Origin of the sequence: Streptomyces sp. NPDC002055, from assembly GCF_040296705.1 — a bacterium.
In the GTDB taxonomy this organism is placed as follows: Bacteria; Actinomycetota; Actinomycetes; order Streptomycetales; family Streptomycetaceae; genus Streptomyces.
The window spans coordinates 95,123-108,781 of sequence record NZ_JBEOXS010000014.1; the positions used below are offsets into that span (position 1 = coordinate 95,123).

The window sequence follows — 13,659 nt, forward strand, 5'->3', positions numbered from 1 at the left end:
GTCGGTCAGTACCCCTCCGGAGTCGGCGCGTTCTGCCCCTTGTCGACGGGGAGATTGACTCCTGTCACTCCCCGGGATTCGTCTGACAGCAAGAACGCGATCACGTCCGCCACTTCCTCCGGGTGCACCAGGTCGCCCCCGGGGAACTCGGCGCGGAAGCGGTCGAAGGCTGATGGGTCCTCTTGGCGCATCCGATCCCATCGCTTGCCCGGGATGAGCATCGACCCGGGCGAGACCGCGTTCACGCGGATGCCGCCCGTTGCCAGCTCCCTTGCCAACGACGACACCATGTGGATCTGGGCGGCCTTCGCCGCACCGTACTGAGCCTGTGGGCCTGGCTTCCAACCGGATACCGAAGCCACCACGACGATCGAGCCGCCACCAGCAGTCCGCAGGTGCGGGGCACCTGTCGCTACGAGCCGCGCGACATGACCGACGTTCATCTCCCACGTGGTCGACCAGTCTTGAGGCGTTGCCTCGGCGATTCCTCGACCACGCGCGCCGCCGGCGCAGGCGACGACGCCGTCCAAGCCGCCCAGCGCTGACGCGGCCTCGTCTACGAACCTCTCCAGCAGTTCCGGCGCGGTGACGTCCAGAGGCCGGGTGAACAGTGTGTCGGGTGAACCGAGCGAACTGCGAAGCGCCTCCAGCGGCTCGGGCTTCCGAGCGCACGTTGCCACTTGCGCTCCCTGCGAGAGCAGCAGGCGTACGACGTACTCGCCCAGTCCTCTGGAACCCCCTGTCACGACGACTCGCCGTCCGTCGAAACGCCGCGTTGCCGCCCGCTTCCTGTGATCACGCTCTGTACTCGTCATCCGTACAACCCTTCACCAACCATGCCGACCCGTGTGGCTGGAGACATCCTCCATGCACCCTTCTTAACGGGCCGCGGGGGCGGTTCTCTTATGGACGTACCCGGCCCGGGGACAACCGTGCAGTCGGCGATCAGCCAAGCATCGGTCCCGCGGATTCGGAGACGGCGCGGACCCGGGATGCCGTCTGCCAATGCGTAATCGCCGACGCCGGGTACGGCGGCCCCATCACGAAACGAGCGAGAGCCAGCGAACGCACCCCGCGCTCCTCTCCCAACTCGGGAGGCACACCGTGTCCAAGGCACCACAGTCGCGCAATAGCCTCATGTTGGCCGATATCCCCAACGCTGTTGGTCTGGCGCGGTTGCACACCGCAGATGTTCTGTCCCGCTGGGGCGTGCACGCCGGCATCGCCGAGACCGTGCAGCTTCTGGTGTCGGAGCTGGCCACGAACGCCGTCCGGCACCCCAAGGAGGGCGAGGAGGACGCCTCCCCGTTCTCGGTGCGAAACACGGTGCAGACCTTCGAACTCGCCCTGGAGATCATCGGCGACGCGGTGAGGGTATCGGTGTGGGATCGCGACACGAGGCCGCCGGTGCTGAAACAGGTCGGCGTGGAGGCGACGGGGGGCCGTGGCATCTTCATCGTCGCAGTGATGAGCAGGCGCTGGGGCCACTATCCGGCGCGCGGTATGCCCGGCAAGGTGGTGTGGGCCGAGATCGGTCTCAACCCCGCCAACCGAGTCGGTGAGGACGAGAGGTCGGCGCGCTCTCCGGACCGGCCTCCAATTAGCCGGCCCCGCGAAGCCGAGGACGCCACGAGTCGATCCGAACCTGATTGGCCGCGTGCTCGTAGGGGTCGGGCGGCGCATCTGAGCCGTGGACGAGACAGAAGAAGTCAGCCCGGCGCCCCAGCTCGGCAGGGAGCTCTCCTCCTGGGAACAACGGCTCTTCGACGGAGTGCGGATGGTGAGCGCCGACGAGCAGGCGGAGATAGCCGCGACGCCCCGCCACCGCCCGGACGGTTCCATTCGAGCAGCGCCGTCTCATGAGACCCATCGGTACGGCCAACGGCTGAGTGGAGCGGCCAGCATTCGGCACGACGAGGAGTAGTCGTCCGCCAAGGCCCCACAGATCGCCGATGGCTCCTCCTGGTGAGCCCTCCCCGGTTGGCCTCGGTACCGGGGAGGGCAGTCGCCGAGCATTTGATCCGATCACGACATATGGAGGCACCCCCATGTCGCCGCACGATCAATTCCGTGGCGCGTCAGCCGCGCTGGCGCACACGGCTCACCGCGAGGCGGTGCTGGAGAGGTCGGTGTCCAGTGACTGGATGGACGTCGACAACGCAGGGATCCGGAGGTGGCACCACGGCGCTCCGTTGGTGCGCCCGTCCCGCAGCGGACAGCTTTGTCGTCTCCGTCAGCAGTTTCGTCGGGAGGCGAACGAACGGCACTCTCGGCGAGCCGATGATCGGCAACTTCGGGTACTGGCCTACAGCTTGCTTCTGGGCAGCGGGGCCAGCCCCGACGAGGACTGGAACACCCTTCAGGCCGAAGCCGAGCAGCACGGATATGCGATAGGAGCCAGGCTCCACGACGTGGCCGTCCCCGTCGCCACGGGCTACTTCCCCGGTGCGCGCACCAGCCGTGGCGTTTACACGCCGCCGTGGAACCGCCCCGGTTGGGGTGAGGCGGAGCGCCTGATCCGAGGCGGATTCGCGGTCGGTGTGATCGTCCTCGATCGGCACAACATCAGCTCTGATGACGACGAGTACCACGCCGTGATCAAGCATCTGGGCGAGCGATACCAAGCCTTCATACATCTCGTGATCCCCGAGGAGCCGGCCGTACCGACTTGAAGGCGTCCGCTGCGCTGGATGGACGCGAAGGGCTGGGGCTGGAGACAGGCCAGCGCTCAGGTCCTCCTGGTTCTCGCCATGTTTGCCGTGTTCGCCATCGCCTACCACTCCACCTGATCCGGGGACACCATGACCTTCGAGGGACACATCAACGGGCCACCGGGCCTTCTGCCGCACCGCGAACAGGGCGAGGCCCTGCTCGCCATCCAGGAGGCCACGCCGGAACTGCCCAGCGAGGCAGGCATCGACCTCTTCGCCGTGCCCGCTGGCGAGGTCCGGGGTAGCGGCTTCGACCTTTCCCGATTCCACCGCCGCTCTCGTCTGCCCGCTCCCGGCAGCACGGTGCCTCCGGTTTCGCCTGACGGCCCGCAGGACGCGGCATCACGACGGTCACGGACACTCCCACCCACGAGCAAGTGAGGTAGCAGATGAATCGTCCCGTTCTCGCTCTGGTTGCCACCGTTGCCGTCGCGTCCGTGGTGCACACCGCCCAACGGCACCTGCAACACCGGCAGCTCCTGGAGCTGGAGATGCATAAGGCGCACGGCCGCATGCTCGAAGTCGCCACGACACATTCCGACTTGGACCCGATCTGGGCGCGGAACCATCCGGATCACGTCAAGGAGGAGGAGTCCGGTCCCTTGCTGATGTGCCAGTGGTGGCTCCAGTTCTGGCGAGCCGGGCTGGCCGTAGGGGTCCACACGCCCGCCATGTTGCGGCAGAACGCAAAGAGCTTCATGAAGGACCCCACGGGCCTCAAGGCGTGGGCCCTGACCCGCCACGCACGTGGCCTGCAGGCCACGAATCGGCACGACCGCATGTACCTGGCACTGCTCAATGCGGCGTTCGAGGAGGCCGGCGGTCCCAGCCAGTACCCCGAGTGCGAACTCGACCCGGTCTCGGCCCTCTGAGCCACGCCGACCCGTTTCCAACGAGCACCCTGACGAGGAGGAAGACCATGACCGTTCCAGCCCCGATGGCTCCACCGGCTTCGGCCGCATCCGAAGGCGCAGTCGCCGAGAGACGGCACGCCGACCGCGCGCAGCGTGCCCTTCTCCTCGACCTCGACGGCGTCCTGCTCGACACCCGTCCGGTGATGCAGAAGGCATGGCGGAAGGTCCAGGAGGCCCACGGCATCACCCTTCCGTTCACGGACTACGAGCGTCACCTGGGACGCGAGTTCGGCGACATCATGCAGCGCCTGGGCATCGCCGACATCGATGCGGTCCGGCGGACGTACGAGACGGAATCCGTCGCTGCCGCACACCTCGCACACGAATTCATCGGCGTTGTCGAAGTGCTCCATGCCTTCGTCGCCGCCGACTGGCGGCTGGGCGTCGTGACGTCGAAGCACGTCGACCGCGCCGCCCCGCTCCTCGCGCACCTCGGCTGCCCCTTCGCCACCGTCCGCACCCCCGCTGGTACGGGTCGGGCGAAGCCGGCCCCCGACCCGATCCTCCTGGCACTGGTCGACCTCGGAGTCGACCCGGCTGCGGCCGTGTTCGTGGGAGACATGGCGGTCGACCAGGAGGCGGCGGCCCGCGCCGGTGTCGCCTACGTCCACGCGGGGTGGGGATACGGGCGACCCACCTCGCCCGCGCCCGAGATCGTCGTCTCACCCGAGGGACTGCTGCAACTCCTGCGCTCCGAGAAGCCGTTCGTCGAAGGGAGCCTGGTGTGAGCACCCGGGCAACGGGCGGCTTGAGCTTGGTCCGTTCCGACTTCGCAGGCCAGCCTCGGTGGGCTCTCGTCGGCAGCGGTGTCCTGGGTCACGTCACGACCGACCACATCCGGACCGCCGAGCTGGACGCGATCGCCGTCGACCAGCAGGAGGTGCGCGCTCTCGTCGAGAACGTCATGGACGCCTTGGAGAGCTACGGCGCCTCGCTCGCCTCCACACCGGGCGGCGCTGGTTGGCTCCACGTCCAGCACGTTCCCGTTCGGCGCTTCGTGGCCGAGGTCCTGCGGAAGCTGCTGGCCCTTGACGCCTGGGAGCCGTTCGCGTCGACTCCGGCACCGCTGGCTCTCGCCCCGTACGAGGGGCGCGTCGGTCTGCGTTCGAGCAGCTCGCGAGAGTACCTCGCCTACACCGTCACCTGGTCCGGCATCGCCTATCTGCTCGGGGCAGCGGCACCGCACAACCCCACCCGCTCCGCCCAGTTACGCAACCGGGTCCGTGTCAGTACGGCGAACACGGACCCGAGCCCGCTCCCCGCGGACTTGCAACAGCGAGACGTCGTCGCGCTGTCCTGGACCTCCCGCCACGCCGACACCTTGATGCCCGTGCTCACCGAGCTGGAGCGCGACGGGAGGTCGAGCCTCCTGCTCGACCTCGCCACCGACCCGGCGGAGCGGTGCTCCGCGCCGACGGCCACAGGCATCGACCTGCGCTCGGCGCCGAGCGACCTTTTCACCCACTCCGGCACCACCGAGAGTCTGCACCTCCCCGACGAACGCGTCGTCCACGTCAAGGGCCACGACCTCCAACTTGCCCGGCTCGTGCTGCTCTTGTCCGTACTCCTCGAAACCAGCGGCGGCTGCACCCAGCCCTCCTGGCGGACCATCCTGCGAGCCGAGAGCTGGCTCGACGGCGTCCTGACCGTGACCCGGCCGCACACCGTCCTGTTGAGCAACGACACCAGCCCCCTGGGCGCACTGGCCGCGCACGCGGCCGAGCGGCACGGCGTGAACACGGTCCACGTCCAGCACGGGGCGTGGACGGCGGAGTCGGTCGCCTGGCCAGCCCTGCACAGCCGCGACATCGTCGTCATGGGCGAACGGGACGCTCCGCTGGCCCGCGCGTGGATGCGCCACCCTGACGCCGAGGTCCACGTACTGGGACAGCCCCGCTTCGACGCGCTCGCTGGCCTCGGACGTGAGACACAGCGGCGGTACCTGGAGAAGGTGCTCGCTCCGGGCAACCGCCGTGCCCCCGCCCGGATCGCGGTGTGGGCCTGCCAGCCGTTCAGCCCCGCTCGCCTCAAGGCCCAGGCGGACCTCCTCCTGGATGGCCTGGGCGAGGCGGAAGGCGACTGGGGTCTCGTCATCGCTCCGCACCCGGCGCAGGGCGCCGATGCCTTCGCCGCGCTGCTGAAGCGGGACGGCGGCCCGCCGGTGGCTGTGGCCGACCCGCGGGTCGGCGCCCGGGGCTGCCTCGCCGGGGCCGATGTGCTGGCGAGCGCGTATTCGACGTGCGGGATTGAGGCCGCGCTGCTCGACGTCCCGGTCCTCGAAATCGGCACGCCGGGCGAACGCACGCTGGACCTGGCCGGCCACGGCCTGGCGACCCGGTGCCACGACGCCGGTGACGTCGCTGAAGCGCTCGGCGCCCTGCGTGATCCGAGCACGCCCGTCGCAAAGACGGCCCTGGACGCGGTGTGCCGGTGGCGCGGTGACAGCGCGGCCCAGGTCGCTCGCCTCATCACTCAGTGCGTCGAGACCAGCGCCAGATCATCCGACCATGTCCACCACGATGCCCCGAGCGCGACCTCCGCGTCGCCCCAGGGCGAAGGAGTTTCTGCCCGATGACACACCTCACCGCCGACAGCATGGCCGAGTTGTTCTCCGGCGCCATCACGCTGGCCAAGTCCGGCGAGCGGGTCAGCCCCCGGGGCATGGCCACCCGCGAAGTCCGCGACGTCCACCTGCTGCTCACCCAGCCGCGCGCCCGCCTGCTTTACGCGCCCCCGGCCCGGATCGTGAACCCGGCCTTCGCGGTCGCCGAGACCATCTGGCACCTCTCCGGCTCCGACGCCCCGTGGATCTTCGACTACAACGCGCGGCTGCGCCAGTACGCCGACGACGGCGTCCTGCTCGGCGCGTACGGGCCCAGGATGCGCAACTGGGGAGGCAAGGTCGACCAGCTCGCCCGCGTCGTGGAGATCCTCAAGGAGGACCCCGACTCCCGGCGGGCCCTGATCCAGCTCTACGACCCGGCCCAGGACGCCGCCGGGCACGAGGACGTGCCCTGCACCCTCGGCTTCCGCTTCCACCTGCGCGCCAGCCGCCTGCACATGGCGACCATGATGCGCGGCCAGGATGTGTGGATCGGCATGCCGTACGACGTGTTCTTCTACACCGTGCTGCACGAGCTTGTCGCCGGGTGGCTCGACGCGGAGCTGGGCGAGTTCCACCTGCACGTGGGCTCGCTGCACGTCTACGAGGAGCACGTCGAGCGGGCCGAGGAGCTGACCTCGCTCACCGCGAGCCCGGTCATGCCCGACCTGCGGACGCCATGGAAGGGCTTCGACGGCCTGCTCGACCAGGTCGAGGCCCGTGACGTGACCGGCCACCCCGGCTGGGACACGATGGCTGAGACGCTGCGCAGCTACCGGCTGTGGAAGGACGGGCAGCGCCAGCAGGCGTGGCGGGCGGCCGACGGGATCGATGGTCCCCTCGGCCAGGCCCTCACCGCCTGGTACGGCGAGCTGGATCGCCGCTCCTCCAAGCCCGCCGCGACCGCCGGGGCGAGGTGACGGGCCCGTGAAGCGCACCCCTTCGGTCGTCCTCGGCCTGTGCTCGTACACCCACGACTCGTCGGCCGCCCTCCTGGTGGACGGCGAACTGATCGGATTCGTCGAGGAGGAACGCCTCTCCGAGGAGAAGCACACCAAGCTCTACCCGGCCCGCGCCATCGAGTGGCTGCTCGGCCAGGCCAAACTGAGCGCCGCCGACGTGGACGCAGTCGCCTACAACTTCCAGCCCGCCCGCTACCTCGCCGAGTCGCCCGCCGCCCTGCGCCTGGCGCTCTCCCCGGCGACACGCGACCGTGCCCTGGCCCGAGCGCACGGGTTCGCCAAGGTGGCCCTGCGCACCCAGCTCCGCCTGCGCGTGATCGGCCGGCAGTTCCCCGCCGCCCGCGTCGTGCCGGTCCTGCACCACCGCGCCCACCAGCTCACCGCCCTCGCCGCCTCGGGCTGGGACGAGGCCGCCGTGCTCGTGGTCGACAGCCTCGGCGAGCGGCAGACCACCACCATCGCCCACGGGCACACCGCGCTCCGCCCTGTCGCGCAGACCCTGGACGCGATCAACGACCCTGCCTCGCTCGGCTACGTGTACGGCGCTGTCACCGAGCACCTGGGCTGGCGCCGGGGCGACGAGGAAGGCACCGTGATGGCGCTGGCCGCCCTCGGCGACCCCGCCCGCTTCCGCCACCTGTTCGCCGACGCCGTCCGCACGACCGCGACCGGCTTCCACATCAACCCCGCCTACTTCCCCACGCGCACCCTCACGTCGGGATACGACCGGACGTCCCGCCGGTTCATCGCCGAGACCTGCCCCGAGCGGCACCCGAGCGACCCCCTGACCGAGGTCCACCAGGACCTCGCGGCGGCCCTCCAGGAGCGGACCGAGCAGGTCATGGTCCACCTGGCCCGCCGCGCCCATGCGCTCACGGGCTCCTCGCGCCTGTGCGTGGGGGGCGGTGTCGCCACGAACTGCGTGAGCATCGGGAAGATCATCGAGGCCGGCATCTTCGACGAGGTATTCGTGCCGCCCGCGCCCGGTGACGCCGGTACCGCGATCGGCGCCGCCCTCGCCGTGCACGTCGATCGGCGCAGCCCTCGCCCGGTCGCCGGCATCGCCCGCACCTGCTACCTCGGCCCGTCCTACGAGGACCAGCCCCTCGACCTCGCCCCCTGGCCCGGCCTCCACCAGAAGACCCTCGGCATCGAAACCGCGGAGTTCCTCGCCGACCAGCTCGCCCACGGCACCATCGTCGGCCTGTTCCAGGGAGCCGTCGAAGCCGGGCCGCGAGCCCTGGGCAACCGCTCGATCCTCGCCTCCCCGCTGGAGCCCGGCGTCGTCGAGCGGCTCAACGCCACCGTGAAGTTCCGCGAACCGTTCCGGCCCTTCGCCCCCATGGTCCTGGCCGAACGCGCCGACGAGTTCTTCACCCTCGGCCAGCAGGCGCCGTACATGTCCATGGCCTCCGGCGTGACGGACACGACGCGCGAGCAGGTGCCGGCCATCGTGCACGCCAACGGCACCTCCCGCCTGCAGACCGTCACCAGGTCGCAGAACCCGTTCATGCACGCGGTCCTGACCGCCTTCGGCCGCCGCACCGGGGTGCCCGTGCTGATCAACACCTCCCTCAACGTCAAGGGCAAGCCGATCTGCGGGACACCGGCGATGGCCCTGGACTGCCTGGCCAACTCCGGGCTCGACGCCCTGCTCCTCGAAGGGCGGTGGATCACCAAGTGAAGATCGGATACAGCTTCTGGGGCTTCCTCGGCAACGGCGTCACCGATACCCCGGACGGAGGCCGCAGCCACCGCCGCCCCTTCATCGACGCCCTCCTCGCCCGCGGTCACGACATCGTCTTCCTGCAGGCCGACCGCGACCGCCTCGAAGCCGGCGACGACCTCGGCGACGCGTACACCTTCGACGACGGCCTCCCGGGCCTCGACGCCCTGTTCCTGGAGTGGCGCTGGGCGATCACCGGCCGCAACACCACCATGTGCGGGAGCGAGGGGCACACCTGCGACCTCCACCGCCAGGCCCAGCTCATCAACCACTACACCGTGCGGCACCGGATGCCCACCGTGATCTGGGACAAGGACCGCACCCTGCGGGCCGAGAGCGTGTGGCGACGCACCGCACACGCCCGCGTCTGCGAGGCCGCCGTCGCCCCGACCCACGGTGCGCACTCGCTGCTCTTCCCCGTCGCCGAGGGCCTCCTCGCCCAGGCCGATCCCCTCACCCTCGCGGCACGGCCTCGGGACCTCGCGCTCGGCTACGTGGGCAACCAGTACGACCGCGACGAGCCCTTCGACCGTTTCTTCGCCCCGGCCGCCGCCCGCGTCGACCACCTGGTCGCCGGGAAATGGACGAAGACCGACCGCTGGCCGCACGTCCGCTTCGTGGGCCGGATCCCGTTCGAGGCCGCCGCCGGCGTCTACGGCCGGTCCCTGGCCACGGTGCTCATGCTGCCCGAGCGGTACGCCGCCGTCGGCCAGATGACCCAGCGCATCTTCGAGGCCGTGCTCGCCGGGTGCCTTCCGCTGGCCCCGGCGGACATCCGTTTCGCCGACCGGTTCGTCCCCAAGGAGCTGGTCGTGCGCTCCGGCCACGACGTGCTCGACCGCCTCTCCTACCTCCGCGAGATCGCTGGCACCCAGCAGCACGCCGATCTGATCGCCGCGTGCGTGGACCGCCTGCGCCTGTTCGGCCTGAGCAAGCAGGTCGACACCCTGGAATCCGTCCTGCACGGCCTCGTCCAGGCCACCGCGACCGAGCGGGGAGCTGCCTGATGCCGACCGCTCGACAGGCCACGGCGCCTGGATCATCCGGACGGGACCTGGAGGATGGCCCCGCCGGACACGCGAACCTCTCTACGCTGGAGCACCATGAAGAAGGTCGCCATCGTCGGCTGCGGAGGCAGCGGCAAATCCCACGTGGCCCGCGAACTGGGCACGATCCTCGACGCCCCGGTCACGCACCTGGACGCCGCGTTCTACGACGACGAGTGGAACGCGCTGCCCATGGACAAGTTCACCGAGCTGCAGCGCGAGCTGGTCGCGCAGCCGCGTTGGGTGATCGACGGCAACTACAACTCGACGCTGCAGGTGCGGCTCGAAGCCTGCGACACGGTGGTCCTGATGGACGTGTCGACCCTGGCGGCGCTGTACGGGATCTTCTCCCGGCAGATCCGGCACGGGGCCGGGCACAAGGGCAACGGGGTGCACAACCGCATCCACTGGGGCGTGATCAAGTACGTCGCCACGTACCGGCGCAAGATGCGGCCCCGCGTGATGGCGAAGATCGAGGAGTTCGGCTCCGGAGCGGACGTGGTGCTGCTGGCCAACCGGCGCCAGACGCGCCGCTGGCTGCAGAAGGTGGCCACCGAGCAGTCCTGAACGGCCCGCGCCCCCGGACCGGGGGTGCGGCATGAACGAGCCCAACCCGTTCCTGGACCCCGCCCGGCAGCACGAGCTCTACGGGCACGCCTCGCGGCTGGCCGGGCGGACCAGCGCCCTGATGCGCGCGAAGACCTCCGGCCACCCCGTGCCCGAGACGATCGTCAGCCTGGTGCAGACCCACCACTCGCAGCCGGATCGGCTCGGCGTGGTACTCGACATCGGCTGCGGTCGCGGCACGAGCAGCCTCGTCATCGCCGAGCAGCTCCGGCCGCAGCGCGTCGTCGGCCTGGACGCCGCCCCCTCCCTGCTCGCCCAGGCCCGCGAGCGCGCCAAGGAGCTGCACGACACCACGGTGGACTTCGTCGAAGGCGACTTCCACGACCTCCCGCTGCCCGCCGGATCGTGCGACGTCGCCGTCGCCGCGTTCTGCCTCTACCACTCGCCCCAGCCCAAGGACGTCATCGCGCAGATCGCCAGGGTCCTTGCCCCGGGGGGCCTGGCCGTGCTCGTCACCAAGGGCCTCGACAGCTACCGGGAGATGGACCAGCTCGTCGCCTCCGCCGGCCTCGACCTGCGGGCCGACAAGCACGAAAGCCTCTACACCGCAGCCCACAGCGGCAACCTCGCCGACCTGGCCGCCTCCTCGCTGGTCGTGATCGCCGTCCTGGACGAGGAGCACTCCTTCACCTTCGCCGACCACGACCACACGGCTCATTACCTGGCCACCAACCCCAAGTACAACCTCGCGCCCGGCCTGTACGGCAACCCCGGGGCCCTGGCCGCGACCTTGCACGAATTCCTGCCGGACCAGCCGCTGACCACCAGGTCCCTCATCACCTTCGTCGTCGCGCAGCCGAACGAGGGGCGCCGGCCATGACAGTCCCACCGTTCACCAAGCACTACGCGACACCGGAGCGCGCGGCGGGGGCTGTGCGCCACTACCGGTGGATCAACGAACACGCCAAGCCGCTGCGGCAGCCGACGCTCTACACCGTCGGACCCGACAGCCTGGCGTTCGAGCGGATCGAGGGCCGCTCCGTACGCCCCGAAGACCTCCCGCGCATGGCGGAACTGCTGGGCCACGCCCACGGTGTCGCCTGGGCCAGCGACCTGCAGTCCGCGTCGCTGGGCATCCCGCACCGCTTCCAGGACGGCACGACGTTCGACGACTACCTCGGCGTTCGGGAGGTCGCCTTACGGCGACGCCACGAGCAGGGCTACCTGCCGAACAAGGCGGCCTTGCACGCGATGCTCGGCCTTCTGGAAGCGACCGCCCAGGGACCGTGGGCCTTCTATAAGGACTGCAACCCGCGGAACTTCATCATCACCAACACGCAGGACATCGTCGCCGTCGACACCGACGACCTGTCCCTTGCCCCGATGGGTTACGACCTCGCCAAGCTCATCGCGACGCTCCACCTGACCTACGGACCGCTCACGGACCAAGCCGTCAACGCCGCCCTGCTCGCGTACAACGCGGCAGCCCGACGCCACGACGCCCGGCTGGGCACGACGGACCGAGGCCAGCTCGACAGCTTCCTGGGCCTGCACGCCGTGCTGACCGCCCCGTATGTCGGGCGCAACGGCTACCGCTACAGCTTGCCCCTCCGTTTCCGCCACCGAGGAGCCTCATGATCGCCACCGAACTCGTCCTCGTCCGGCACGGCCAGGCCCAGTGCAACGCCGACGGCCTCGTCGGGGGCCCGAACACCTGCACCGGATTGACCAGCCTGGGGTATGCCCAGGTCGAGGCGGTGGCACGCCGCTTGGCCACTGAGCACCAGAAGCAGCCCTTCGATCTCGTCTACACGGGCCCGCGGGTCCGCCTGATCCAGACCGGCGAGATCATCAGCCAGGCACTGCGAATACCCATGTCCACCGACGAACGCCTCGACGGACCCGTTCACGGCGACGCCGACGGCAAGCCCTGGACCGCTGTGAAGACCGCTGCAGACGGCGGCCCCCACGCTCACCCGGACCAGCAGTGGGCCGCTGGCTCCGACACCTGGAACGGCTACCTGGAACGCGCCAGTACCTTCCTGCGCGACATCATCGACCAGCACCGGGGGCAGCGCGTCCTCTTCGCGGCTCACGGCGAGATCGTGATCACCGCCCACACACTGCTCCTGGACATCCCGATCGGCTCCCCCGCGGGTTTCACGGTCAACCACGCTTCCATCACCCGTTGGCAGGAGCACCACAACCGGCTCGGGCAGACCCGCTGGATGCTCGACCGGCACAACGACACCGCACACCTCGCGCCGGAGGCATCGTCGTGACCACGGTGGCAGACGACCCACGGATCCAGTTGGCGCACGACTTCCTCGGAGCGGTCGAGGTCGTGCCGGACCTGCTGCTCCCTCTCCGGGTGGTGCGGGTGGTGGACGCCGGTGGGCGACACTTCGTCGCAAAGCAGCACGCCGAGCAGGACCGGTACGCACGGGAGCTTCACGCCTACCGAACCTGGGGAACCCACCTGAACGGCCACGCCCCGACGCTGGTCGGCCGACACGACGCCACCCGAACTATCCTGATGACCGCGCTCGCGGGCAACCGGGCGGACACCGTGGCACCAGGCTCACCCGAGGAGGAGCTGGCCCATCATGAGGCCGGCCACGTCCTCGGTGCCCTTCACCGGGCCACCTCCATGCCCCGGGGCGGTGCCGTCGGTGTCGTGCTGGCACAGCGCCTCCAGGGCTGGATCGACCAGGCCGTTCAAGCCGACTTGATCAACACGGCCGAGCGGAACCTGCTGAACCACCACGCGGCCGTCCTGGACAACAGCCTCATGGACAGCGCGGTCTGCCACCTCGACTACCAACCGCGCAACTGGCTGGTCGGCGACGCCTTCGGCATCTGCGACTTCGAACACATGCGACTTGACGCCCGCATCCGCGACTTCGCTCGGCTCGAGTTCCGGCGCTGGCAGGCCGCGCCCCACCTCCGGACCGCCTTCCTCGACGGGTACGGACGCCCGCTGAACGGCTCCGAACGCCACCTTCTGGAGTCCTTCGGCGCCATCGAGGCGGCCACCGCCCTGGTCAAGGGCCACAAGGAGAACGCCCTCACCCTGAGCGCGCACGGCAGAACCGTCCTGTCCCGCCTCACCTGACCTTCCCCCTTCGACA

The 13,659-nt window shown here is 69.9% G+C and carries 14 protein-coding genes; 13 read left to right on the forward strand and 1 reads right to left on the reverse strand.

Annotation, left to right across the window (positions count from 1 at the left end):
• Positions 1-5: 5 nt before the first annotated feature.
• Positions 6-815, reverse strand: coding sequence for an SDR family NAD(P)-dependent oxidoreductase (locus ABT112_RS11385; protein WP_351508086.1), 810 nt, complete (start codon positions 813-815; stop codon positions 6-8).
• A 289-nt stretch (positions 816-1,104) separates the two neighbouring features.
• On the opposite strand from ABT112_RS11385, the gene ABT112_RS11390 reads away from it, so the two are divergent.
• The 13 genes from ABT112_RS11390 to ABT112_RS11450 all read left to right on the forward strand — a co-directional run bounded on the left by ABT112_RS11390 (position 1,105) and on the right by ABT112_RS11450 (position 13,643).
• Positions 1,105-1,863, forward strand: coding sequence for an ATP-binding protein (locus ABT112_RS11390; RefSeq protein WP_351508088.1), 759 nt, complete (start codon positions 1,105-1,107; stop codon positions 1,861-1,863).
• Positions 1,864-2,048: 185 nt separating this feature from the next.
• Positions 2,049-2,672, forward strand: a complete 624-nt coding sequence (locus ABT112_RS11395) for a hypothetical protein (protein WP_351508090.1) — start codon at positions 2,049-2,051, stop codon at positions 2,670-2,672.
• A gap of 428 nt (positions 2,673-3,100) precedes the next feature.
• Entirely contained in the window at positions 3,101-3,583 is a 483-nt protein-coding gene (locus ABT112_RS11400; RefSeq protein WP_351508092.1) for a DUF6082 family protein, read from the forward strand.
• Positions 3,584-3,630: 47 nt separating this feature from the next.
• Positions 3,631-4,353, forward strand: a complete 723-nt coding sequence (locus ABT112_RS11405) for an HAD family hydrolase (RefSeq protein ID WP_351508093.1) — start codon at positions 3,631-3,633, stop codon at positions 4,351-4,353.
• Positions 4,350-6,200, forward strand: coding sequence for a hypothetical protein (locus ABT112_RS11410; RefSeq protein WP_351508095.1), 1,851 nt, complete (start codon positions 4,350-4,352; stop codon positions 6,198-6,200). The genes ABT112_RS11405 and ABT112_RS11410 overlap by 4 nt, the downstream gene beginning before the upstream one ends.
• On the forward strand, positions 6,197-7,147 hold the full coding sequence (locus ABT112_RS11415) for a thymidylate synthase (protein ID WP_351508097.1): 951 nt from the start codon (positions 6,197-6,199) through the stop codon (positions 7,145-7,147). Before ABT112_RS11410 ends, ABT112_RS11415 begins: the two co-directional genes overlap by 4 nt.
• A gap of 7 nt (positions 7,148-7,154) precedes the next feature.
• Positions 7,155-8,873 carry a carbamoyltransferase family protein gene (locus ABT112_RS11420; RefSeq protein ID WP_351508098.1) on the forward strand — a complete coding sequence of 573 codons (1,719 nt, stop codon included), beginning with the start codon at positions 7,155-7,157 and terminating at the stop codon, positions 8,871-8,873.
• Complete coding sequence (locus ABT112_RS11425; protein WP_351508100.1) at positions 8,870-9,922, forward strand: glycosyltransferase family protein; 1,053 nt, start codon at positions 8,870-8,872, stop codon at positions 9,920-9,922. The genes ABT112_RS11420 and ABT112_RS11425 overlap by 4 nt, the downstream gene beginning before the upstream one ends.
• 96 nt (positions 9,923-10,018) lie before the next feature.
• Entirely contained in the window at positions 10,019-10,528 is a 510-nt protein-coding gene (locus tag ABT112_RS11430; RefSeq protein WP_351508102.1) for a P-loop NTPase family protein, read from the forward strand.
• 31 nt (positions 10,529-10,559) lie between these two features.
• Positions 10,560-11,408, forward strand: a complete 849-nt coding sequence (locus ABT112_RS11435) for a class I SAM-dependent methyltransferase (RefSeq protein WP_351508104.1) — start codon at positions 10,560-10,562, stop codon at positions 11,406-11,408.
• Entirely contained in the window at positions 11,405-12,166 is a 762-nt protein-coding gene (locus ABT112_RS11440) for a phosphotransferase (RefSeq protein WP_351508106.1), read from the forward strand. Before ABT112_RS11435 ends, ABT112_RS11440 begins: the two co-directional genes overlap by 4 nt.
• Positions 12,163-12,810, forward strand: coding sequence for a histidine phosphatase family protein (locus tag ABT112_RS11445; protein ID WP_351508108.1), 648 nt, complete (start codon positions 12,163-12,165; stop codon positions 12,808-12,810). The genes ABT112_RS11440 and ABT112_RS11445 overlap by 4 nt, the downstream gene beginning before the upstream one ends.
• Positions 12,807-13,643 carry an aminoglycoside phosphotransferase/kinase family protein gene (locus ABT112_RS11450; protein WP_351508110.1) on the forward strand — a complete coding sequence of 279 codons (837 nt, stop codon included), beginning with the start codon at positions 12,807-12,809 and terminating at the stop codon, positions 13,641-13,643. Before ABT112_RS11445 ends, ABT112_RS11450 begins: the two co-directional genes overlap by 4 nt.
• Positions 13,644-13,659: the final 16 nt, after the last annotated feature.